Consider the following 22474-nt stretch of genomic DNA (forward strand, 5'->3'; position numbering starts at 1 on the left):
GTGGGCCTGTCTCCCCCTTTCGGAGGGGAAGACAGGCCCACCGCCACACGGTGTCAGAACCGCGGTGTCGTCATACGGCTACCAGCGGTACCAGCGGCCGCCGCCACCGCTCTTGGGGCGGGCGACGAAGCCGATGAGCCACAGGATCAGGACCGCGATGGCGACCCACCAGAGAATCTTCACCGCGAAGCCCGCGCCGAAGAGGATCAGTACCAGCAGAAGAACGAGAAGCAGGGGAACCATAGTTATCAACCTCCGAGGCACCGTGTGCCCGGCCGCACCCCACCCATGCATTCGATCTTATTTGTTTCTTATCCCCGGAGCCGGGCATGAGAGGGCGCCTCCCAGCCAGGGCGGGACCGGCGCCGGGGCCGACGTCAGGCGGAACGGACCAGGGGACGGGCCGGGGGTACTGGCGGCAGGGGTGTTCCGTACCCTCACGCGGTGAACCGGCCCCGGGTGTGGCCGTCCACGGCACTGAGGTGGTGGGTGCGCGGGGCGGAGATCACGACGACGGCCATGTCGTCGTGGCGGCCGGCGCCCACCCAGTGGGAGGCCAGCATCTGCACCCGCTCCACCACCGCTTCGGCGGGCATGCCCGCGCACTCCGACAGGGCGCGGCGCAGGCGTTCCTCGCCGAACATCGCTCCGCCCATCGGGCCGCCGCGCGCCTCGCTGATCCCGTCCGTGTAGAGGACGCAGGCGTCGCCGGGAGCGAGCGTCACCAGCGCCGTCTCGGTGGTGATGTCGGGGAGCGCGCCGACCAGGGTGCCCTGCGTCCGGGCCTCCTCGACACGGCCGTCCGAGCGGAGGACGAGCGGGGCGGGGTGGCCGGCGCTGGTCAGCCTCAGCTTCACGGCGTTCCCGTCGCGCGCCGCGGAGGCGAGCACCATGGTCGCGAAGCGGGCGTTCCGGGAGTTCAGGAGCGAGGTGTTGAGCAGACTCAGCATCCGCTGGTGGTCGTCGGCCAACGGCAGCAGGGCGTGCAGCGTGTTGCGGATCTTCCCCGTCATCACGGCGGCTTCCAGGCCCTTGCCGCAGACGTCCCCGAGCACGACGAGCGAGGCTTCGCCCTCCGCGGAGGCGGGGTGGACGTCGTAGAAGTCCCCGCCGACCCGTTCGTGGTCCTGCGAGGGCCGGTAGCCGCCCGCGTACTCCACGCCGGAGACCTGGTGCAGCGCCGGGGGCAGCAGCTCGCGCATGAGGGTGTCGGTGATGGACGCCTGCTCGGCGTAGAGGCGGGCCGCCGACATCGCGGCCCCGGCGCGGGCGGCGAACAGCCGGGCGAAGACCTCCTCGCCCTCGGTGAACGCGGCCCCGTCGCCGCCGCGCAGGAGGACCAGGGCGCCCGCGGGTACGCCGTGACCGGGCAGGGGGGTGATGACGATCGACGTCACCGGGCCGAAGCCCTCCGGGATCAGCCAGGCCGGGGCGGCGGCGGGGTCGATCCAGCGGGAGGGAACGGGCGGGAAGCCCTGGAGCGCTTCCCCCAGCCCCGGTACCTCCTCGGGGTCGACGGCCACGCGGGACAGCGACGGCGTTCCGCCGCGCAGGCAGGTCACCACCGGCAGCTCGTGGCCGCGCGAGGGGGCGATCACCAGCGCCGCGTCGGCGAGGTGCTCAGCCGCCATCTGTGCCGTGACGTCCATGCACCGGTCCAGGTTCAGGGAGGAGAGCAGCAGGTTGGACGCCCGGGTCAGGAAGGCGGTGCGTTCCCGCTCCATCCGCAGGGCTTCGCGGGCCAGCCGGTGGTCGGTGTCGTCGACCAGCCACCACACCACCGTTCCGTCGTCGCGGGCCGTCGGATGCGCCTCGTACGTACGGTCGCCTACCAGTCCCTGCACCATCCGGTCCCGTACGGCTCCCGGCCGCTGTCCGGGGAGGACGCGGAGCCAGTGCGCGTGCGCCGAGGACAGCCAGGCGGGTACCGCGTCAGCGAGTTCCGAGCCCGGGCGCAGGCCCGGGAAGAGCAGGCCCGCCGCCTCGTTGGCGCACACCAGGACGGCCCGGGCGTCCGCCACGAGCACGGGGTACGGGGCCTCGCTCCACGGGGTGCCCACCGCGGTGGGAGTGGACATGGCCCGGGTGGAATTCACCAAACGTCGAAGGCCCGCTGTGCGAACCCCTCACCTCATCGCCTCGAAGGAAAAACCCTTGCCCTACGGCAACCATCCCCCATCCGCCTTTCCCCTGGCAACCAGGCCCCCGTTCGGCGCCGTCCCCACCGCACGCAACACCGGCCGCGCAGCCCCTCCCCTCCGGCGGCACGAGCGGGCGTTCGGCCAAGCCCCGGCCGGCGTCGGCGAGTCGGCCTCTCCGGCCGCCGGACCGGGCCCGGCGGACCGCCTCGCGTCCACCCGACGGCGACGCGGGCGCGGCTGCGGTACGGGCGCCGGAGACGGGCGGGACCGGCGCCCGTACCGGCGACGGACCGGCCGCGGACCGGCGACGGACCGCGTGGCGCGTCACCCTGTGGGCAACGTCACCCGGCTGCGGCTGCCGCCGCGTTGACGCGGGCGGTCCGTCGGCGCGCCCGGCTCCCGGGAACCGTGGTTCCCCGCCGGGAAACACCCCTCCGGGTGGTCCCCGTTCCGCGATGTAGGAAGATGTCGAGGTGATCGGAGACGAACCGGTGGTCACCTCGACCACCCACGAAGGCATGACCGTCGTCCGCCTGCGGGGCGAACTCGACCAGGACAGCGCTCCCCTCATCGCGGGGCTCCTCGCCGAAGCGGCGGCGGCCGGGGCCGCGCGTACGGTGGTCGACCTGTCCCGCACGCGCTTCGCGGACTCCTCCGTCCTTCACGCCCTGCTCGATGCCCACAAGGCCCATCGCGCCGCGGGGACCGCACTGGTCCTGGCCGGCCCGCTCCAGGTGGCCGTCCGTCGGCTGTTCGACGTCACCGGAACCGGAACCGCGTTCCACATGGCGGACAGCCTGGAGGACGCGACGACATGCTGACCGGCTCCGGCATGGTGACCGGCTGTCCCACCGGACGTGCTTGCGGTGGCATGGACCCGCGGGACCCTGGGCAGGCGATGACCGTATGAACCCGCCCACAGCAGCCGACGACACCCGCGGATCCACCCGCCGCGGGGACAGCGCCCGCGCTGACGACGCCACGCCTGCGAGCGCCGCCGCGGCGCGCGCCAGAGTGTGCGAACTGCTGCGCCGAGCGGGCATCAGCCTCGACAGCGTCACCGCCGCGGACGCCCTGCTGGTCACGTCGGAGCTCGTCACCAACGCGATCCGCCACGGCGGCGGCATCACCGCCTTCCACACCGAGATCGCGGACGACGCCCTCATCCTGTCCGTCAGCGACGCCAGCCCCCGAGCGCCCGTCCCCCGTACCGGCAGCGTGGACCACCCGGGCGGCTACGGATGGCCGCTCATCCAGCGGCTCACCGAACGCGTCGACATCAGCGGCCACCCCGGCGGGAAGACCATCGGCACCACCCTGCGCCTGACCTGATCCGTCCACCACCGGCGCCCGGGGCGATCCTGATGGCGCGGGCTGCGTCCTCCCTGCACTGCGTAAGAAAAACTAATTACATTACCACTTATTATCTACCCCGACAGACACAGTTTTTCGCCACCCCATCGATGAGGTAAGCCGACTCGTCCGGGGGTAGACGGACTGCGCACCGGGCACGACACCCGGGCGGAGCGGTGGCGTTCGACCCCACCGCCGGGCGCTAGCATCAGCCCCTCTGACGGCTGATAGGGAAGGCTTTCGCGATGGCCGATGACGCATACCTGTTCCTCCTTCCTGACCGGCATCCACGACTGGGGGCCGCCTTCGCCTCCGTCGGCACACTGGAATGCGCCACCTCGCCGGCGGTCCACGGCTGGCTCCAGGCGCACGGCGTCTCGGCATCCTCCGAACAGGTCAGGATCCTCCCCGCCGGAGCGGAGGCGTTCGTCCCGAGCGACGCCGAGCGCCTGCCGCTGCCCCTGAGCGAGGAGGAGGCGCTTCGGGTGCAGCAGGAATGCGCGCCCCAGTCCGTGACGGACGTGGAGACGGAGCTCCTCCAGTTCCGCGACACGACCCAGGACTGGGAGGGCCTCGTACACCGCGCCCTGACCGCCGGCGTCCCCGCGCCGCGGATCGTCCAGCTGACCGGCCTGGACCCCCAGGACATCGGCCGCCTCACCATGTGACCGCGGCCCCGCCCGGCTCCGCGCGGGGCGGGAGCGCGCCTACGTACGGCTGTCGCTGCGCGCGGACGGGTGCTGCCCGCCGGACCCGGCCGGCCCACCCGACACGGCGGACGCCGCGGGCCCGGAGGCCGTGTCCGTCGCGGCGGCCGCCGCGCGCGCGAGGATGCGCAGGGCCGCTTCGGAGGGCGAACCGGCCTCCGCCGTGTAGGTGATCAGGCTCTGGTCGGGGTCGTCCGGAAGGTTCAGGCTCTCGTAGGCGAGGGTGAACTCGCCGACCAGCGGGTGGCGCAGGTGGTAGCCGCCGTGCGTCGCCTCCCGGACCTCCTGCTCCTCCCAGAGCCGGGTGAACTCCGGGCTGCGCTCGCCCAGTTCCGCGATGAGCGCCGCGAACCGCGGGTCGTGCGGGTGTCGTCCGAGGTCGAACCGGAGGTAGGCGACGAGGTCGCGCGCCTTGCGCTCCCAGTTCACGAACCGGCCGCGCACCTCGGGGTCCAGGAAGACCAGCCAGGCTTTGTTCCGGCGGTCGGGCGGCAGCGCGCCGAAGTCCTTGACGAGCGTGGCGAACAGCGGGTTCCAGGCGAGGATGTCGGTGCGGCGGCCGACGACGAAGGCGGGGGTCTCGGGCATCGCCTCCAGCAGCCTGCGCAGCCCGGCCCGCACCTCCTGCGGCTCCTCCGGCCCGTTCTCCGCGGCAGCGCCCTCCCGGCCGCCGCGGCGCCCCGCGGTCCGGACCAGGCGGGTCAGGTGCGCCGTCTCCGCCGCGTCCAGGCGGAGCGCGGAGGCGACGGCGCCGAGCACCGTGTCCGAGATGTTCTCGGCGCGCCCCTGCTCGAAACGGGTGTAGTAGTCCACGCTCACGCCGGCGAGCTGGGCCAGCTCCTCCCGGCGCAGTCCCGGCACCCGCCGCCGGCCCCCGAAAGAGCGCAGGCCCGCGTCCTCGGGGCGGATCCGCCCACGGCGGGACCGCAGGAAGTCTCCGAGCTCTGCCTTGGGGCCTGTCTGGTTCATGCCCTCAATCCTAGGGTCGGACCCCGGTCACCTGCGAAGAGCGCCGGGCGGCGCCCGCCTGAAAGCCGGGTGGCCGGTACCGCCACCCTCCGCGCCGCCCCCGGCCCGCCCTCCGGCGTATGCCCGTTTCGTACCGGTTCACTCACCCGGCGCAGCCCGTCACGCCGCGCTCCCCCTCCCCACCCCATGATCGGAGGGAACACCGGACACAGACCCGTCGACCACGGACCACAGGAACGGCGGATGGAACCGGACAGCCGCGACAGCCTGGCGGGCCGGGCCGACGCCCTGATGGCCGGGCTGCGGGCCGATCTGGAGCGGCCGGCGGCGATCCCGTCCGTCGCCTCCCCCGGCTACCCCGCCGAACGGGTCCAGGAGGCGCACGACCTGGTCGTCTCCCCGCCGCGCGAGGCCGGCGTCCCCACGATCGAGCGGATCGACCTGCCGGACATCCGTCACCGGGCCCGGGTACGCCGGAGGGGCGCAGCCCCGGGAACTCCCGGGGCGGCGCCCCTCACGGGCTCGCCGGGTGGGGCCTCAGGCGTCCGGGGAGCCGCCGAAGCGCTCCCGGTACGACTCCAGGTCCTCTTCGGTGATCTTCGCGAAGAGCACCGGCGGTACGGTGAACGGCGTCCCGGCGGGGACCGCGTCCAGGGACCGGGCCTGCTCCGGGGTCACCCAGGCCGCGGTGTCGTCGGCGAGCGCGAACGCGGAGCGCATGGCGCGCGACGAGGCCGGGATGAACGGCTCGGAGACCACCGCGTAGAGGTGGATGAGGTTCATCGCGGTGCGCAGGGTCAGCGCCGCGCCCTCCGGGTCGGTCTTGATCTCCAGCCAGGGGGCCTTCTCCTCCAGGTAGGAGTTTCCGGCCGACCACAGGGCGCGCAGCGCGGCCGCGGCCTTGCGGTACTGGAGCGTCTCCATGTGGCCCTCGTACTCGGCCAGCAGCTCGGCGATCTGGCCGCCCAGCTTCGTCTCGGCCTCACCGGCCGCGTTGCCCGCGGGGACGTCGTCGCCGAAGCGCTTGCGGGAGAAGGACAGGACGCGGTTGACGAAGTTGCCGAGGGTGTCGGCGAGGTCCTTGTTGACCGTGGCGGTGAAGTGCTCCCACGTGAAGGACGAGTCGTCGGACTCGGGCGCGTTGGCGATGAGGAAGTAGCGCCAGTAGTCGGCCGGGAGGATCTCCAGCGCGTGGTCGGTGAAGACGCCGCGCTTCTGCGAGGTGGAGAACTTTCCGCCGTAGAACGTCAGCCAGTTGAATGCCTTGACGTAGTCGACCTTCTTCCACGGCTCGCGGGTGCCCAGCTCGGTGGCCGGGAACATCACGGTGTGGAAGGGGACGTTGTCCTTGGCCATGAACTGGGTGTAGCGGACGTCCTCGGCCTCGTACCACCAGGACTTCCAGTCACGGTTCGCCGGGTCGGCGTCCGCCCACTCCTTGGTGGAGGCGATGTACTCGATCGGGGCGTCGAACCAGACGTAGAAGACCTTGCCGTCGGCGGCCAGTTCGGGCCACGTGTCGGCCGGGACCGGGACGCCCCAGTCGAGGTCGCGGGTGATGGCGCGGTCGTGCAGGCCCTCGGTCAGCCACTTGCGGGCGATGGAGGACGCCAGCTGCGGCCACTCCTCCTCGTGCTCCGCCACCCATGCCTCGACCTCGACCTGGAGCTTGGACTGGAGGAGGAAGAGGTGCGTGGTCTCGCGGACTTCCAGCTCGGTGGAGCCGGAGATCGCCGAGCGGGGCTCGATCAGGTCCGTGGGGTCCAGGACGCGGGTGCAGTTCTCGCACTGGTCGCCGCGGGCCTTGTCGTAGCCGCAGTGCGGGCAGGTGCCCTCGACGTAGCGGTCCGGCAGGAAACGGCCGTCGGCGGGCGAGTACACCTGCCGGATCGCGCGCTCCTCGATGAATCCGTTCGCCTGGAGCTGACGCGCGAAGTGCTGCGTGATCTCGGCGTTCTGCTGCGAGGAGCTGCGGCCGAAGTAGTCGAAGGACAGCTCGAAGCCGTCGTAGACCGCCTTCTGGGCGTCGTGGGCCTGCGCACAGAACTCGGCGACGGAGACGCCGGCTTCCTTCGCGGCGAGCTCGGCGGGCGTGCCGTGCTCGTCGGTGGCGCAGATGTACAGGACGTCGTGGCCGCGCTGGCGGAGGTACCGGGAGTACACGTCCGCCGGAAGCATCGACCCGACCATGTTGCCCAGGTGCTTGATCCCGTTGATGTAGGGAAGCGCGCTGGTGATCAGGTGTCGAGCCATCCTCGGATGCTCCATTTCCTCGGTGCGGTACGCCGTGACGTCACGGACGGTGAACGCTGTTCATCGTATCGAACGGCCGGAAGGCCACGCGCCGCATTTGTTCGGGGTGGGCACAACGCAAAAGCGAGGGCAGTGACCTCTCCGTCACGGCCCTCGCAATCGCGCCCATGCTACAGCCGGACGGCGACGCCCCCGACCGCGGCGGAGCCCGCTCGCGGCGGCCACGGAGCCCGGTCGCGGCCGCCGGGGAACCTACTCACGGCCCCCGGACGCGCCGTCGAGCGCGGTGATCCGGGCTCCGCTCGTGAGGCGGCCCGTGAGGGAGAACGCGGCTCCCTCCGGGCCGGCGGGCACGGCCAGGGTCCGGCCGCCGGCCTCCGCCCGGACCGCGCCGGCCGCGGTGATGCCGGCGACCTCGCGGCTCCCCGCGGCCACCACGTACCAGCGGCCGGCGGGCGAGCGCCACCGGGTGCCGGCGAGCAGGTGCTGTCCGAAGCGCCCGCAGGCCGCCGTGGACCGGGCCCGCACCACGTCCTGCGGCGGCCCTGCCGTCGGGCGGAGCTGGACGAGCACGTCGCCGGGGCCGGCCCAGCCGGAGGCGCGGGTGCAGGACCACACCGCGCGGCCGCCGCCGTCGGGGAGCTCGGAGCCGGCGAAGTCCCAGACGTTGACGGCGCGGACGGAGCCGCCGCCCAGTTCCCGCAGCCGGCACGCGCTCGGCGCCCACGCGGCCCGTGCGGCCGGACCGGTGGCCTCGCGCGGCTGCCGGGCCGCTACGGCGCCGGGGCCGTCGGGCAGCGGTGTGTAGGTGAGGTGCACCGGGGAGAGCGCGCCCAGGTCGGCGAGGACGAAGGAGTGCTTCTCGACGATGCGTGCGGAGGAGGTGAGTTCGAGTACGGGCCAGGATCCGCAGCCCCCGGCCGTACGGGGCACCGCCGCCGGAGCCGTGACCCCGTCGGAGCCGACGGCCAGCGGCGTGCCCCCGTCCCCGGTGCGGAGCAGGTCGCGGGTGGCGGCCCGCTCGATCCACGGGGCGAGCAGGTAGCGGGCCGGGCCGTCGGCGGAGGTGCGCACCAGGGCCAGCGCGGCCGCGGTGGTGACCCCGGCCTCGTCGGTACGGGCGAAGGCCAGCTCCCGCCCGCGGGTCCCGGCGGCCGCTTCGGCGTAGCGGACCACGCGGTCCCCGTCGAGCAGCAGCACCACCGCCCGGCCCTCGCTGTCACCCGCGTACAGCAGTTGCGGGGGCCGGGTGGGCGGGTCGGTCGCGGTCCCGGGGGCGGCGGTGACCGGGACCCCGCCCGGCCGGGCGGCCCAGGTGCCCAGCGCCCGCGCCAGCAGCGCCCGGTCGGCGGTGCGCCCGCCGCGGGCCGGCCAGGCGGTGAAGTCCACCCGGGCGGTGTCGGCCCAGACCTCGACCGGGACCCGGAGCAGCCGGTCGGGGTCGAGCGCCCGGGCGGCCACCGGCCCGGCGGCGGGCGTGGCCTCGGGGCGCGGTGGCGACGCGTCGGCCACCAGCACCCCGGTGACCAGCGCGACCACGGCCGCGGCGGCCCACCCGGCCCGTACCCGGCGGCGGCGCCGGAGCAGGTCGGTGGGGCGGGCGCTGACGACGCTGGCGTCGAACTCCGGGGTGCGCAGGGTCGCCAGGAGCGGGGCAGCGACGGGCAGCGCGAGGGCCTCGCGCACCGCGTCGGCCGGGTCGTCCGCGCCCGCGGCCCCCAGGAGCCGGAGCGCGGCCTCCTCGGGGAGCCCGTCCATGCGGTGGAGGACGAAGGCGGCACGGACCGGTCCCGGCGCGCCCGCCAGTACTCCGGCCGCCTCGTCGATCCCGCCGGCCGGGGGCCAGAGCCGCAGCCCCCACACGAACGGGGGAACGGGCGGCCAGCCGGCCCTGGCCAGGGCGGAGCGGACCCGGCCGGCCGGGGCGAGGGCGGCGCGCAGCACCCGTACCCGTATCTCGGAGAGCGGCCCGCCGGGACTGTCGGGACCCCCCAGGGACCCAAGGGACCCCAGGGGGCCGGGACCGCCGGGGCGGGCGGGACCGCCGGGGCCGCCGCCGGGGTCTGCCGGCCCGCCCGGCCCGCCCGGCCCGCCCGCGGCGCCCGGCCCCGTGGACGGGCCCCCCGGTCCCCGGGGCAGCGCGTGCTGCACCGCCTTGTGCGCCAGCAGCACGCGGGTGTGGCGCGGGAGGCACTCGGGGAGGGTGAGGTAGGCGAGCCGTACCAGTTGGGGGTACTGCTCGACGAGGACCGCCTCGGCCTGCTCGACGGCGGTGGAGCCGAATCGCTGCGATGTGCTCACCCTCCGACAAACGAGTGAATCTTGCGATGGTCACACGCGGTGCGCCGCCCTGCGCCCGCCCCTCGCCCGTCACCCGCGGACGGCATATGCATATGCGCTGGCCAGAACCTTGCTCGGTCGACATCGATCACGACTCGGTCATCACCGAACGTAATATTTCCATGTTTCTCTTCTGCGCCCTCCGCGTGCGCCCGCGCTGTTTCCTGGACCGCACAGGGGATGAGGTGGAGCGGTGAGCGATGGCGGGCCGGAGGAGTCCGGTGGGAGCGTGGGACTGCCGAGCCGGCACCGGCGGCCGACTCCCATGAGCCAGTGGGATCCGACGGCACGCCTGTCGTACTGGGCCTTCCACACCAACCGGCGGCCCGCGTACATGCGCTTCGCGTACCTGCACCTGGGCTCGGACGCGGGTGCGGAGGAGGCGGTGGACGCCGCCTTCGACTCGATCATGGCCGAGTGGCTCCGGATGCTGCACATGGACCGGCTCGACGCGTACGCCTGGACCGTTCTCAAGGGCTGCATCGTCGACCACCTGCACCGCCGCGCCCCCTGGCGGCGGCGGCCGGAGCCGATGGACACCAGCGCCTTCGAAGCGGCCCTCAAGGAGGCCCGCGCGGACCGGTACGAGGTGCTGACCGACACCATCCGCTTCTACTCCGCCGTCTCCCGGCTCGTCGAGCGGCAGCGCGACGCCGTCCTCCTGCGGTACGGCCTCCAGTGCACCCCCGGCGAGGCCGCCGCGGTGATGGGCGTCGACGAGGCGACCGTCAGCTCGCACCTCGGCCAGGCCCACCGGCGGCTCGCCCGCCTGCTCGACACGTCCGCCGAGTCATGAGGCCCCACGAGGCGCACGGGTTCCGCGAGGACCACGCGGCCCCGCGCTCCCTGGCCGAGTTCCTCGCCCGGGCGGGAGTGCGCGAGCGCTACCCGCACTACGACCTCGGCGCCGCCGAGGCCCGCCTGCTGCGCGCCACCCCGCACGCGCCCGTCCCCGGGCACCGCGTGCGGCGCCGGCCGGCCCACGGGTGGAGCGACCCCGCGCGGGACCGCCCGCTCGACGCGGAACGGGCCCGCCGCGACCTCAGGGCCGTCTGCCTGGCGGCCGTCTGCGCGCCGAAGGCCGAGGCGCAGCTCGCCTCCTTCGTCACCGGCGGCCACGCCGACCTGCCCGGCGCCGTCGTCTTCGGCTGCCTGCTGTACCTCGCCGGGCTGCGCGAAGGGGCCGGGTTCTGGTGGCAGTTCGCCGCCGGGTCCGGGAGCGCGCGTACCTCCGCGGCCGCGTACTGCCTCTTCCTGGACCACTCCCGGCGCGGCGAGCACGACGACGCCCGGTTCTGGGCGCGCGAACTGGGCCGCCGGGGCTACCGCCCCGGGGGCCGCCGGGACCCGCGCGAGGTGCGGCTGTGCGCGCAGGCCGCCGTACTGCGCTACGTCGACCAGCTCGACGATCCCGACCTGGGCCCGGTGCCGCTGCCGAGGCCCGGGCTGACCGCGGTACTGGCCGCGTTCCACCCGCCGGCCCCGGTTCCCGCGAGGGTGGCGGCGCCGCGGCTGTCCACCGGCCCGCTGCGCCACCCGGCGCTGACGGCGGCCGTCCTCGGGAGCGTGGTCCGGGCCGGGACCGGCGAGGCCCTGGCGCAGGCGCGCCGCGCGCTGGCCGTCGTACGCGTCCTGGAGCGGCACCCCCTGGGGGTGCGGCCCGCCCAGCTGGAGCGGGAGTCGGGCCTGGGCGCGGCGGCCCTGCGCCCGCTCCTCGCGATGCTGTGCGAGGAGGGGTACGCGGAGCGGCCGGACGCGGGGGTGTACGCGCGGGGGCCCGCGCACGCCGGCGCGGTCGGCACGCGCCCGCTGACCCCGCTCGGCCACGACCGCCGCGCCGGCCCCGTGACCCTGCACCGCCCGGACCGGCTCGCGCCCCGGTCGGCCACCGACAGCGGGACCCTGTTCACCGCCCTGGACCCGTCGGCCCCGGGCGCCCCCGTCCTCGACCTCAGGGAGTACGCCCCCGGGTGCGTCTGCCCGGCGGTCCCCGGCGCGGCCGGCGACGCCGCCGGGAGCCTCGCGCTCCCGCTGCCGGCGGCCCACGCCCACCGGCCGCGCCCGGCCGCCGGGACACCGCCCCGCACGGCGGTCCCGGTCCTCCTCGCGCTGCTCCTGTCGGGGGCGATCCCGCCGGACGCCCCGGACGCGGCGGACCGGTCCCGGCTGTCCCTCCCCCACGTCTTCGTCCCGGTAGCGGCGGGCGCCCGTACGACCACGAGTGGCCTGGTGGTCCCGTGGGCCTGACCCGTACCGGGAACGCCGTCACCGCAGCCCGCACCCCGCAGCCCGTACCGGAAACGCGAAAAACCCCACCGGAGTGGGGTTTTCGTCTTTGTGTCCGAGGGGGGACTTGAACCCCCACGCCCGATAAAGGGCACTAGCACCTCAAGCTAGCGCGTCTGCCATTCCGCCACCCGGACCAGGTGGTCGGCCCCGGTTTCCCGCGGCGACATGGACAACCATAGCAAAGGATCGCCGGGGGGCCGACCACTTATCCGCGCCGTGATCGTCCGCCACGCCGTGCTGACCTGCGGGCATGCACCGATCGACCCGGCGAGACGGATCGTCTCGCCGCCGTGGTGCGGGGCGCGGAACGCACCGCGCCCCCGGCCCGCCCGCGGACGGGGAGGACGGGGGCGCGGTGGACGTCACGGGCAGCTGATGACCTGGCCGGCGTAGGAGAGGTTCCCGCCGAAGCCGAAGAGCAGGACGGGGGCCCCGGAGGGGATCTCGCCGCGCTGCACCAGCTTGGACAGGGCCATCGGGATGCTGGCCGCCGACGTGTTGCCGGAGTCGACGACGTCGCGGGCGATGACCGCGTTCACCGCGCCGATCTTGGCGGCGAGGGGTTCGATGATCCGCAGGTTCGCCTGGTGGAGGACGACGGCGGCCAGGTCCTCGGGGGCGACCCCCGCCTTCTCGCAGACCTTGCGGGCCAGCGGCGGGAGCTGGCTGGTGGTCCAGCGGTAGACCGACTGGCCCTCCTGGGCGAAGACCGGCGGCGAGCCCTCGATGCGGACCGCGTTGCCCATCTCGGGTACGGAGCCCCACAGCACCGGGCCGATGCCCGGCTCCTCGCAGGCCTCGACGACGGCCGCCCCCGCGCCGTCGCCGGTGAGGACGCAGGTGGTGCGGTCGGTCCAGTCGGTGATCTCGGTCATCTTGTCGGCGCCGATGACCAGCGCGCGGGTGGCCGAGCCGGCCCGGATCGCGTGGTCGGCGGTGGCCAGGGCGTGGGTGAAGCCCGAGCAGACGACGTTGAGGTCCATCACGGCCGGGTTGCCGCGCATGCCCAGCTTGGCGGCGACGCGCGCCGCCATGTTGGGCGAGCGGTCGATCGCGGTGGAGGTGGCGACCAGGACGAGGTCGATGTCGTCCGGGGTCAGGCCGGCACCGGCGAGTGCCTTGCCCGCGGCCTGGAAGGCCAGCTCGTCCACCGGTTCCTCCGGGCCCGCGATGTGGCGGGTCTTGATCCCGGCCCGGGACCGGATCCACTCGTCGGTGGTGTCGACCATGGCCGAGAGGTCCTCGTTGGTGAGCACTCTCGCGGGCTGATAGTGCCCTAGCGCCACCACGCGTGAACCGGTCATGGGCGGGGTCCCCCCTCGTTGGCAGTCATGACTCACCAGCTTCGCCTGCTACCGATGGGTACGAGTGCGCGTGATCCGACAGGATTCGGGCATCGGAATTTGGAGATTCCCGAGGATCTGGCTGCCGGGAGCGTCGCGGGAAGCGGAACGGCGACAATATCCATGTCGGCCGCGGCAGGAATCAGAGCGAGGTGGGGGAACACCATGGGACGCGTCACGGAGCGCCGCCGGGTCGTACGGATCCGGAACGGGGTGGCCGGGGTGCGCCCGGACACCCTGGTGGCCGAGGAGCCGCTGGAGATCCGGCTGAACGGCAGGCCCCTGGCGATCACGATGCGCACCCCGGGGGACGATTTCGCCCTGGCGGTGGGCTTCCTGGTGAGCGAGGGCGCGCTCGGCGCGGCGGCGGACGTGCGGGCCGTCACCTACTGCGAGGGCGCCGCCGAGGACGGCACGAACACGTACAACGTCGTCAACGTGCAGTTGGCGCCCGGCGTGCCCGTGCCGGACATCACGCTGGAGCGGAACGTCTACACCACCTCCTCCTGCGGGCTGTGCGGCAAGGCCAGCCTGGACGCGGTCCGGACCGCGAGCCGGTTCCCGGGCGCCGCGGCGGCAGATCCCGTACGGCTGTCCGCGCAGCTCCTCGCCCGGCTCCCGGACCGGCTGCGCGAGGCCCAGAAGGTCTTCGACCGTACGGGCGGGCTGCACGCGGCGGGGCTGTTCACAGCGGAGGGCGAGCTGCTGGACGTACGGGAGGACGTGGGCCGGCACAACGCGGTCGACAAGATCGTCGGGCGGGCGCTCCGGGCCGGGCGGCTGCCGCTGACGGGCGCGGTCCTGCTGGTGTCGGGCCGGGCCTCGTTCGAGCTGGCCCAGAAGGCCGTGATGGCGGGCATCCCGGTGCTGGCGGCGGTCTCGGCGCCGTCCTCGCTGGCCGTGGACCTGGCGCTGGAGTCGGGGATGACGCTCGTCGGGTTCCTGCGGGGGCCGGACATGAACATCTACGCGGGCGAGGAGCGGATCACGGTGTAGCCGTGCGCCGCGGCCGCCGCCGTGCGCCCTCAGCGGCCGCGGCGTGAGCGGCGGGAGGGCTTCGCGGCCGGTTTGGGCTCCGGCGGGTCGATGCGGTGGAGGTCCAGGGTGTCCGGGACCGGGGTGGTTCCGGGGCCGCCCGACCGCGCCCAGGCGATGATCTCGTCGGTCGCGGTGTCGTCCAGGGCCCAGCCGAACCAGGTCGCGCGGGCACCCCGGCGGCGGGCCTCGCTGGTGGGCTGGACCACGATGACGTTGGCCTGCGCGCAGGGGCCGAGGCACTCGCTCGTACGGACGGCCAGCCGCCCCCCGGACTCGGCGGCGGCCGCGCGCAGCCGGGCGAGTTGGCCGGCGTGGTCGGAGCCGGGGTTCTTGCGGGGGTCGCCGCAGCAGCAGCCCCGGCAGACCACCAGGGTGCAGGGTCGTTCGGCGCGGGCGGCGATCGGGCGTATCCAGGTCACCGCCGCACGTTACCGGGCCCGGGGGGCGGGGTGTTGGGGCGCCCGCGAGACCTCCGCCACACGGTGGGGCGCGGGTTCGCTCTCGCGGGCCCGGCGGCGGGCCAGGACGGCGCAGACCATCAGCTGCATCTGGTGGAACAGCATCAGCGGCAGCACGGCGAGGCTCGCGTGGGCCCCGAACAGCACGCTGGCCATGGGGAGTCCGGCGGCCAGGCTCTTCTTCGAGCCGGCGAACTGGATGGCGATGCGGTCGGCGCGGTCGAAGCCGAGGCGCTCGGCGCCGTACCAGGTGCTCAGGAGCATGACGGCCAGGATCGCGGCCTCCACCAGCATCAGGGCGCCGAGGCGCGGGACGCTGACCTGGCTCCAGACGCCCGCGACCACGCCCGCGCTGAAGGCGGCGTAGACGACGAGCAGGATCGAGCCGCGGTCCGCGTAGCCGAGCACGGACCGGTGACGGGTGAGGAAGCCGCCGACCCGGCGGCGCGACGCCTGGCCCAGGACGAAGGGCAGCAGGAGCTGGAGGACGATCTTGAGGAGGGAGTCGGCGGAGAAGCTCCCCGCACCGCCGGCGAGCAGCGCGGCCGCGAGGAGGGGGGTGAGGAGGATGCCGGCGAGGCTGGAGAAGGAGCCGGCGCAGATCGCGGCGGGGACGTTGCCGCGGGCCATGGAAGTGAAGGCGATGGAGGACTGGATGGTCGAGGGGACCAGGCAGAGGAAGAGCAGGCCGCTGTAGAGCGGGGGCGTCAGGAGGGTGGGGACGAGGCCGCGGGCCGCGAGGCCGAGGAGGGGGAAGAGCAGAAAGGTGCAGGCGAGCACGGTGAGGTGGAGCCGCCAGTGGCGCAGGCCGTCGAGCGCCTCTCGGGTGGAGAGGCGGGCGCCGTAGAGGAAGAAGAGCAGGGCCACGGCCGCGGTGGAGGCCCCGTCGGCGACGGTGGCGCCCGCGCCGCGGGCGGGGAGCAGGGCGGCGAGGCCGACGGTGCCGAGCAGGGCCGGTACGTACGGGTCCAGGGGCAGCCGGGCGGGAATCTTCGGGCGGCGCATGCGCGGGGCTCACTCGCTGTCGGGGCGGCGGGGCCGGTGCCCTCCTCCATGGTCGCGGCGCTACGGTCATCGGGAAACCCGTACACCGAACTCACTGCCATCACGATGCGCGATAGCCTGGGGGCCATGTACGACCCCGTCCAGCTGCGGACGTTCCTCACGGTGGCCCAGACCCTGAGCTTCACCCAGGCCGCCGGGCGGCTCGGCGTACGGCAGTCCACGGTCAGCCAGCACGTGCGGCGGCTGGAGGAGGCCACGGGCCGGCCGCTGTTCGTCCGGGACACCCACAGCGTGGAGCTGACGGAGGACGGCGAGGCGCTGCTCGGCTTCGCGCGCACGATCCTGGAGGCGCACGAGCGCGCGGCGGCCTTCTTCGCCGGGACGCGGCTGCGCGGGCGGCTGCGGTTCGGGGCGTCGGAGGACTTCGTGCTGACGCGGCTGCCGGAGATCCTGGAGGGCTTCCGGCACGAACACCCCGAGGTGGACCTCGAACTGTCGGTGGAGCTCTCGGGAACGCTGCACGAGCGGCTGGACGCGGGCCGGCTCGACCTGGTGCTGGCCAAGCGGCGCGGCCCGGGCGACGAGCGGGGCCGCCTCGTCTGGCGGGACCGCATGGTGTGGATCGGGGCGGAGGGCCTGCGGGTGGACCCCGAACGCCCGGTTCCGCTCATCGTCTTCCCGCCGCCGGGGATCACGCGCGCGCGGGCGCTGGAGGTACTGGAGCGGGACGGGCGCGCGTGGCGCATCGCCTGCACGAGCGGCAGCCTGAGCGGCCTGATCGCGGCGGCCCGGGCCGGGCTCGGCGTGATGGCCCACACCCGCGGGCTGATCCCGCCGGGCCTGGTCCGGGTCGGGGGACTGCCGGAACTGGGCCCGGTGGAGTTCGCGCTGCTCCAGGGGCGGCGCCCGACCCCCGCGTCGGACGCCCTGGCCGCCGCGGTGCTGTCAGGCGGCGACCGCCTGAGCCGCCCGGCCTGACCCCGCCCGACCACACCCGGCAGGGCCCGGCACACCACGCCCGGACACCGGCGCGGGGCGGGGACGCTGCGGAGGGTCCCCGCGGTTCGAGCGCGCAACCACCCCACACCCCCGCAGCCCCCGCCACGTGCGCGAGCCGAGGAGAACCTCCGCGGCGGCCCTCGCCACCCCCGGCCCCGGCACAACCGGCCGGCCCCCGGCAGGGCCCGGCTCGGCGGACGCCCCACCCCGCGCCCCCACCCCCGTGCCCTCACCCCCGCGCCCCCACCCCCCGCGGCGCGCCCCCGCGCCCCCGCGCCCCGCACCTCACGCCCCCTGCGGAGGTCTTGTGGAGGAGTTCGCCGGCTGATCAACTGCCGCCAGGCGTGGGGTAGCGTCGCCGCGCTGTGCGGAGAGGAGCGGGGCCTTGCGCGAGATCACCGTCCCACCCGTCGTCACGGGCCCGCCCGTCGGCGGCCTGGCCGACGTCGTCTTCCAGTACGCACACCAGGACCCGGACCGCGTGGTGCTCGGCCGCAAGACGGACGGCGTCTGGCGGGACGTGACCTCCGGCGAGCTGGCGGCCGAGGTGCTCGCCCTGGCCAAGGGGCTGCTGGCCCAGGGGGTGCGGTTCGGGGACCGGGTCGCGCTGATGTCCCGTACCCGGTACGAGTGGACGCTCTTCGACTTCGCGCTGTGGGCCATCGGGGCGCAGCCGGTTCCCGTCTACCCGTCCTCCTCCACGGAGCAGGTGCACTGGATCCTCGAGGACTCCGGCTGCGTGGCCTGCGTCGTCGAGAACGAGGACCAGGCCATGACCGTGGGTTCGGCGATCGACCGGCTGTCCGGTCTGCGGCGGCTGTGGCAGCTGGACGCCGGGGCCGTGGAGGCGCTCGTCGCCGACGGGCGGGGGGTCGCGGAAGACGTCGTGCACCGGCACCGTGGCGCGGTGACGCCCGACGCCGTCGCCACGGTCATCTACACCTCCGGGACCACGGGCCGGCCCAAGGGGTGCGTGCTCACGCACGCCAATTTCATGTACGAGGCCGACACGATGGTGAGCCGCTGGGAGTCGGTGTTCCAGGCGGGGCCGGGCGAGCGGCCGTCGACGCTGCTGTTCCTGCCGCTGGCCCACGTCTTCGGGCGGATGGTCGAGGTGGCGGCCGTCCGGTCGCGGGTCAAGCTCGGGCACCAGCCGGTGCTGGCGGCCGCCGAACTGCTGCCGGACCTGGCCGCGTTCCGGCCGACCTTCGTGCTGGGGGTGCCGCACGTGTTCGAGAAGGTGTTCGCGGCGGCCCGCCGCAAGGCGGAGGTCGAGGGCCGCCGGGGTCCCTTCGACCGGGCGGTGGAGACGGCCGTACGGTACGCGCAGGCCCGCGAGGCGAAGGCGTTCGGGACCGGGCCGGGGCCGTCGGCGGGGTTGCGCGTGCAGCACCAGCTGTTCGAGAGGCTGGTGTACGGGAAGGTCCGGGAGGCGATGGGCGGCCGGGTGCGGTACGCCATGTCGGGCGGGTCCGCCATGGCGCGGCGGCTCGGGCTGTTCTTCGACGGCGCCGGGATCACGGTGTTCGAGGGGTACGGCCTGACCGAGTCGAGCGCGGCGGCCACCGCGAATCCGCCGGGGGCGACGAAGTACGGCACGGTGGGCCCGCCGATCCCGGGCAGCACGGTGCACATCGCCGACGACGGGGAGGTCTGGCTGCACGGCGACCACGTGTTCTCCGGGTACCTCAACGATCCGCGGGCGACGGAGGCGGTGCTGCGCGGCGGGTGGCTGGCGACCGGGGACCTGGGGCGGCTGGACGCGGACGGCTACCTCACCATCACCGGGCGCAAGAAGGAGATCCTGGTGACCTCCAACGGCAAGAGCGTCTCGCCCACCGCCCTGGAGGAGCGGGTGCGTTCGCATCCGCTCGTGTCGCAGTGCGTGCTGGTGGGCAACGACCGGCCGTACATCGCGGCGCTGCTCACCCTGGACGCGGAGGGCATCGCGCACTGGCTGTCGATGCGCGGCCTGGCGCAGCGTCCGGCGGCGGAGCTGGTGCACGATCCGGAGCTGACCACGGAGGTCCGCCGGGCGGTGGTGGCCGCCAACACGCTGGTCTCGCAGGCGGAGGCGATCCGCACGTTCCGGGTGCTGCCCGGGCAGTTCACGGAGGAGCTGGGCCTGCTGACCCCGTCACTGAAGCTGAAGCGGCGGGCGATCGAGAAGGCGTTCGCGAAGGAGGTCGCGGCGCTGTACCAGACGTGAACATCACGGCCCGGCGGCAATCTGACGGTCCGTCACGTCACTTCGTCCACCGATATTGACGATCCGTCAGGTCGCACACAGAATGCGGGAATCCCGACCGGAGGGAACCCTCGATGTTGCGATCGATCCGCACCCTGGCCGCCGCGGCGGCGGCCCTCGCGCTCGTCTGCGCCTGCAACTCCGCCGCCACCCCCGACACGGCGCCCCCCGGCACGTCCGGCGGCGAGTCCCGCGGCGTCACGGCGGACTCGATCAAGGTCGGCGGCATCGTGTCGATGACCACCGCCAGCGGCTACAGCAAGAAGGACACCGATCTCGGGGCCAGGGCCCGGTACCTGAGGGCCAACGCCGAGGGAGGCGTCAACGGCCGGAAGATCGACTACCTCGGGGCGGAGGACGACGGCCAGGACCCGGCGAAGAACATGGCGGCCGCCCGCAAGCTCGTCCAGCAGGACAAGGTCTTCGCGGTCTCCCCGATGAGCTCGGTGACCTTCTCCGGCGCCGACTTCCTGGAGCAGGAGAAGGTACCGACCTTCGGCTGGGGCACCCTTCCCTCCTTCTGCGGGCCCAAGTACATCTACGGCTTCAACGGCTGCCTGGTCCCCTCCCCCGGCGGCACCCTCAACCAGACCTGGCCGGAAGGCATCGGCCAGGTGCTCGGCGGGGCCGCGGGCAAGTCGGTGGCGGTCATCGCGAACGACAGCGACGCCGGGAAGTTCGGCATCCGCACCTTCCAGCAGGGCTTCGCCAGCGCCGGGTTCACCGTCTCGTACGCCAGGGCCTCCGTGCCCGCCACGGCCGTCCCGAGCGACTGGTCCGCGTACGTCAAGGAGATCATGCAGAGCAACGGCGGCAAGGGGCCCGACGCCGTCGTCTCCGTCATGCAGACGCCCAACAACATCGGGCTGTTCACCGCCCTCAAGCGCGCCGGTTACAAGGGCCTGATCTCCGACCCCACCGACTACGACCCCGGTCTCCTGGCCAAGGACGCCACCAAGCAGGCCCTCGACGGGGTGCACGTACTGCTCCAGTTCGAGCCCTTCGAGTCGGACCATCCGAAGATGGCGCAGTTCAAGGCCGACATCAAGGCGGCGGCGGGCGGGCAGGACACGCCGCCCCTGAACATGCACATGTTGACCGGTTACATGTCGGCCGACCTGTTCCTGTCCATCGCGCAGAAAGCGGGCAAGGACCTGACCGTCGCGTCCTTCCAGACCGCCGCGCAGGGCTTCTCCGACACCGGCACGCTCGTCGGCGACCGGGCGGAGCCCAAGGGGCAGAAGGACAGCTTCGGCTGCGGGGCGCTCGTGCAGCTGAAGGACGGCGCGTACCGGGTGTCCGTCCCCTTCAAGTGCCACGAACCCATCCCCTTCTCGTAGGGGCCGGGCAGCCGAATGGGAGATCTGCTCGTCTTCGTGCTGAGCGGTCTGGTCTCCGGCGCCCTGTACGCGCTGCTGGCCACCGGGCTCGTACTGTCGTACTCGGCGTCCGGGCTGTTCAACTTCGCCCACGGGGCCACCGCCTACCTGTGCGCGCTCACCTTCCACGAACTGCACTCCGGGCTGGGCTGGCCGGCCGTCCCCGCGGCGCTGCTGGTGGTGTTCGTGCTGGCGCCCGGCCTCGGATGGGCACTGGACCGGCTGATGTTCCGCCGCCTCGCGCGGGTCGGCGAGACCGCGCAGATCGTCGCGACCATCGGACTGCTGGTCGCCCTGCCGGCCGCCGGACTGTGGGCGGTGGAGCTGCTCGCGGACGCGGGCGCGCCCGTCGAACCGGCGGAGAACCAGTTCGGGCTGCCGGGGGTGGGGCCCAGCCCCGCGGTCTCCTGGCAGCTCGCCGACGGGGTCGGCATCGACTCCGACCAGCTGATCACCTGGGTGGTGACGGCGCTGGTGGCGGTCGCCCTGTGGGTGCTGATGCGGCACACGCGGCTGGGACTGCGGCTGCGGGCGGCCGTCGACAACCGGTCGCTGACCGAGCTGCGCGGCATCAGCGCCGACCGGCTCTCGTCGGTGGCGTGGATGATCGCGTCGGGGCTGGCCGGGCTGGCGGGCGTCCTGGCGACGCCGCTGCTGGGGCTCTCGGCGCACGACTTCACGCTGTTCCTGTTCGTGTCGGCGACGGCCGCCGTCATCGGGCGGTTCGCGTCCGTGCCGCTCGCGTTCGCCGGCGGGCTCGGGCTCGGCGTCCTGCAGAACCTCGTCGCCGGATACGCCTCCTTCGCCGAGGACGTCACCGGACTGCGCACGGCGGTGCCCTTCCTCATCCTGTTCGGCGGGCTGCTCGTGCTCACCCGGCGGGCCCGGACGGCGGGGACCTCCGCCGTGGACGCGCCGCCGGTGGACCATCTGGCCGGAGCGTCCTGGGTACGGCGCTGGGGCGGCTGGGCGGCGGGCGCCGTACTGCTGGGCACGGCGTTCTACACGGTGACGACCCCCTTCTGGAGCGGACTGCTGGCCCAGGGGCTGGCCATCGCCCTGGTGTTCATGTCCTTCACGGTGGTGACCGGGCTCGGCGCGATGGTGTCCCTGGCCCAGGCCACCTTCGTCACGGGCGCCGCGCTGGTGGCCGGGCTGCTGATGAGCCGCGGCTGGCCGTTCGCGGCCGCGCTGGCCGCGGGCACCTGCGCGGCCGCGCTGCTGGGGGCGCTGGCCGCCCTGCCGGCGCTGCGGCTGGGCGGCCGGTCCCTGGCGCTGGCCACGCTGGCGCTGGCGTTCCTCGCCGATCAGGTGCTGTTCCAGCTGCGGTGGCTGCGCAACGGGGACGCGGGGTGGTCGATCCCCCGGCCGGTGCTCGGGCCGGTCGACCTGTCCGACGACCGGGCGCTCGGGGTGGCCCTGGTCGTCCTGGTCGCGGCGGTCGCGGCGGGGCTGAGCGCGCTGCGGAACTCGCCGTCCGGGAGGGCGATGCTCGCCGTACGGTCGGCTCCGGCGGCGGCGATGGCCTCGGGGGTCTCGGTGCTGCGGACGAAGCTGCTGATGTTCACCCTGTCGGCGGGGCTGGCCGGGTTCGGGGGCGTGCTGTACGCCTCGTACAACACCCGGATCACCGCGACCGACTTCACGGCGATGACGGGGCTGGTGTGGCTGGCCGTCGTGGTGGCGGCCGGGGTGCGCAGGCCGCAGTACGCGGTGGTGGCGGGGCTGGTGTTCGCCGTCGCGCCGCGGCTCCTCGCGGACTACGTGACGGAGTCGGCCCATCTGCCGGTGATCCTGTTCGGCCTGGCGGGCCTGGCCCTCGCCAACGATCCCGACGGCTACTGCGCCGCGGTTCCGGTCCGGTGGGCACGCGGGCGCGCCGCGCGCCGCCGCCGAGCCGCGGCAGAAGGTGAATCCGGCGCTGCAAGAACTTATCAACAACCGCATCGAGC

Annotated in this window: 17 protein-coding genes, 1 tRNA gene and 1 pseudogene; 10 read left to right on the forward strand and 9 right to left on the reverse strand. The window is 74.1% G+C overall.

Annotated elements, in window-relative coordinates; translation table 11 throughout:
- Positions 1-78 precede the first annotated feature (78 nt).
- Complete coding sequence (locus ABT106_RS23145) at positions 79-243, reverse strand: hydrophobic protein (protein ID WP_267720632.1); 165 nt, start codon at positions 241-243, stop codon at positions 79-81.
- 194 nt (positions 244-437) lie between these two features.
- On the reverse strand, positions 438-2078 hold the full coding sequence (locus tag ABT106_RS23150) for a PP2C family protein-serine/threonine phosphatase (RefSeq protein ID WP_351280450.1): 1641 nt from the start codon (positions 2076-2078) through the stop codon (positions 438-440).
- A gap of 536 nt (positions 2079-2614) precedes the next feature.
- On the opposite strand from ABT106_RS23150, the gene ABT106_RS23155 reads away from it, so the two are divergent.
- From ABT106_RS23155 to ABT106_RS23165, 3 genes are all read left to right on the forward strand, one after another.
- Positions 2615-2962, forward strand: a complete 348-nt coding sequence (locus ABT106_RS23155; RefSeq protein WP_351280453.1) for an STAS domain-containing protein — start codon at positions 2615-2617, stop codon at positions 2960-2962.
- Positions 2963-3047: 85 nt separating this feature from the next.
- Positions 3048-3473, forward strand: coding sequence for an ATP-binding protein (locus ABT106_RS23160; RefSeq protein ID WP_351280456.1), 426 nt, complete (start codon positions 3048-3050; stop codon positions 3471-3473).
- 266 nt (positions 3474-3739) lie between these two features.
- Entirely contained in the window at positions 3740-4162 is a 423-nt protein-coding gene (locus tag ABT106_RS23165; protein WP_351280459.1) for a DUF6003 family protein, read from the forward strand.
- Positions 4163-4201: 39 nt separating this feature from the next.
- Here ABT106_RS23165 and ABT106_RS23170 read toward each other — a convergent pair whose 3' ends face one another.
- From ABT106_RS23170 to ABT106_RS23180, 3 genes and pseudogenes are all read right to left on the reverse strand, one after another.
- Positions 4202-5170, reverse strand: a complete 969-nt coding sequence (locus tag ABT106_RS23170) for a helix-turn-helix transcriptional regulator (RefSeq protein ID WP_351280462.1) — start codon at positions 5168-5170, stop codon at positions 4202-4204.
- Between the two features lie 537 nt (positions 5171-5707).
- A pseudogene (gene metG, locus ABT106_RS23175) lies at positions 5708-7441 on the reverse strand (methionine--tRNA ligase); the annotation flags it as partial.
- A 234-nt stretch (positions 7442-7675) separates the two neighbouring features.
- Positions 7676-9724, reverse strand: a complete 2049-nt coding sequence (locus tag ABT106_RS23180; RefSeq protein WP_351280465.1) for a hypothetical protein — start codon at positions 9722-9724, stop codon at positions 7676-7678.
- A gap of 304 nt (positions 9725-10028) precedes the next feature.
- Here ABT106_RS23180 and ABT106_RS23185 point away from each other — a divergent pair, with 304 nt between their 5' ends.
- Together ABT106_RS23185 and ABT106_RS23190 are read left to right on the forward strand one after the other, a co-directional pair.
- A complete protein-coding gene (locus ABT106_RS23185; protein ID WP_351280468.1) occupies positions 10029-10559 on the forward strand; it encodes an RNA polymerase sigma factor in 531 nt (176 codons plus the stop codon).
- The gene (locus tag ABT106_RS23190) at positions 10556-12010 is read left to right on the forward strand and encodes a helix-turn-helix domain-containing protein (RefSeq protein ID WP_351280471.1); all 1455 of its coding nucleotides are present in this window, start codon (positions 10556-10558) and stop codon (positions 12008-12010) included. Before ABT106_RS23185 ends, ABT106_RS23190 begins: the two co-directional genes overlap by 4 nt.
- A gap of 91 nt (positions 12011-12101) precedes the next feature.
- Here the strand turns inward: ABT106_RS23190 and ABT106_RS23195 are convergent.
- Both ABT106_RS23195 and ABT106_RS23200 read right to left on the reverse strand, forming a co-directional pair.
- A tRNA-Leu gene (locus ABT106_RS23195) sits at positions 12102-12186 on the reverse strand.
- Between the two features lie 228 nt (positions 12187-12414).
- Positions 12415-13356, reverse strand: coding sequence for a beta-ketoacyl-ACP synthase III (locus tag ABT106_RS23200; RefSeq protein ID WP_351280475.1), 942 nt, complete (start codon positions 13354-13356; stop codon positions 12415-12417).
- A 204-nt stretch (positions 13357-13560) separates the two neighbouring features.
- On the opposite strand from ABT106_RS23200, the gene fdhD reads away from it, so the two are divergent.
- On the forward strand, positions 13561-14391 hold the full coding sequence (gene fdhD, locus ABT106_RS23205) for a formate dehydrogenase accessory sulfurtransferase FdhD (protein ID WP_351280477.1): 831 nt from the start codon (positions 13561-13563) through the stop codon (positions 14389-14391).
- Positions 14392-14420: 29 nt separating this feature from the next.
- Here fdhD and ABT106_RS23210 read toward each other — a convergent pair whose 3' ends face one another.
- Together ABT106_RS23210 and ABT106_RS23215 are read right to left on the reverse strand one after the other, a co-directional pair.
- Positions 14421-14852 carry a (2Fe-2S) ferredoxin domain-containing protein gene (locus ABT106_RS23210; protein WP_351280479.1) on the reverse strand — a complete coding sequence of 144 codons (432 nt, stop codon included), beginning with the start codon at positions 14850-14852 and terminating at the stop codon, positions 14421-14423.
- 9 nt (positions 14853-14861) lie between these two features.
- Positions 14862-15896: a bile acid:sodium symporter family protein gene (locus ABT106_RS23215; RefSeq protein WP_351280480.1), complete on the reverse strand. Its 1035-nt coding sequence runs from the start codon at positions 15894-15896 to the stop codon at positions 14862-14864.
- Between the two features lie 126 nt (positions 15897-16022).
- Between ABT106_RS23215 and ABT106_RS23220 the strand changes: the two genes are divergently transcribed.
- The 4 genes from ABT106_RS23220 to ABT106_RS23235 form a co-directional block, all read left to right on the forward strand.
- Complete coding sequence (locus tag ABT106_RS23220) at positions 16023-16874, forward strand: LysR family transcriptional regulator (protein ID WP_351280483.1); 852 nt, start codon at positions 16023-16025, stop codon at positions 16872-16874.
- 406 nt (positions 16875-17280) lie between these two features.
- The gene (locus ABT106_RS23225; protein WP_351280485.1) at positions 17281-19104 is read left to right on the forward strand and encodes an AMP-dependent synthetase/ligase; all 1824 of its coding nucleotides are present in this window, start codon (positions 17281-17283) and stop codon (positions 19102-19104) included.
- A gap of 113 nt (positions 19105-19217) precedes the next feature.
- Entirely contained in the window at positions 19218-20483 is a 1266-nt protein-coding gene (locus tag ABT106_RS23230) for an ABC transporter substrate-binding protein (protein WP_351280487.1), read from the forward strand.
- 15 nt (positions 20484-20498) lie between these two features.
- The coding region (locus ABT106_RS23235) for an ABC transporter permease (RefSeq protein WP_351280489.1) at positions 20499-22474 on the forward strand (1976 nt) is incomplete at its 3' end.

The sequence above is a fragment of the Streptomyces sp. NPDC002044 genome (genome assembly GCF_040296725.1).
Taxonomy (GTDB): Bacteria; Actinomycetota; Actinomycetes; order Streptomycetales; family Streptomycetaceae; genus Streptomyces; species Streptomyces antarcticus.

What these genes read in the sequence shown, in the direction of transcription:
- ABT106_RS23145 (WP_267720632.1), bottom strand. Translation starts at nt 243, where the DNA reads ATGGTTCCCCTGCTTCTCGTTCTTCTGCTGGTACTGATCCTCTTCGGC.
- ABT106_RS23150 (WP_351280450.1), bottom strand. Translation starts at nt 2,078, where the DNA reads ATGTCCACTCCCACCGCGGTGGGCACCCCGTGGAGCGAGGCCCCGTAC.
- ABT106_RS23160 (WP_351280456.1), top strand. Translation starts at nt 3,048, where the DNA reads ATGAACCCGCCCACAGCAGCCGACGACACCCGCGGATCCACCCGCCGC.
- ABT106_RS23165 (WP_351280459.1), top strand. Translation starts at nt 3,740, where the DNA reads ATGGCCGATGACGCATACCTGTTCCTCCTTCCTGACCGGCATCCACGA.
- ABT106_RS23170 (WP_351280462.1), bottom strand. Translation starts at nt 5,170, where the DNA reads ATGAACCAGACAGGCCCCAAGGCAGAGCTCGGAGACTTCCTGCGGTCC.
- ABT106_RS23185 (WP_351280468.1), top strand. Translation starts at nt 10,029, where the DNA reads ATGAGCCAGTGGGATCCGACGGCACGCCTGTCGTACTGGGCCTTCCAC.
- ABT106_RS23190 (WP_351280471.1), top strand. Translation starts at nt 10,556, where the DNA reads ATGAGGCCCCACGAGGCGCACGGGTTCCGCGAGGACCACGCGGCCCCG.
- ABT106_RS23200 (WP_351280475.1), bottom strand. Translation starts at nt 13,356, where the DNA reads ATGACCGGTTCACGCGTGGTGGCGCTAGGGCACTATCAGCCCGCGAGA.
- fdhD (WP_351280477.1), top strand. Translation starts at nt 13,561, where the DNA reads ATGGGACGCGTCACGGAGCGCCGCCGGGTCGTACGGATCCGGAACGGG.
- ABT106_RS23215 (WP_351280480.1), bottom strand. Translation starts at nt 15,896, where the DNA reads ATGCGCCGCCCGAAGATTCCCGCCCGGCTGCCCCTGGACCCGTACGTA.
- ABT106_RS23220 (WP_351280483.1), top strand. Translation starts at nt 16,023, where the DNA reads ATGTACGACCCCGTCCAGCTGCGGACGTTCCTCACGGTGGCCCAGACC.
- ABT106_RS23230 (WP_351280487.1), top strand. Translation starts at nt 19,218, where the DNA reads ATGTTGCGATCGATCCGCACCCTGGCCGCCGCGGCGGCGGCCCTCGCG.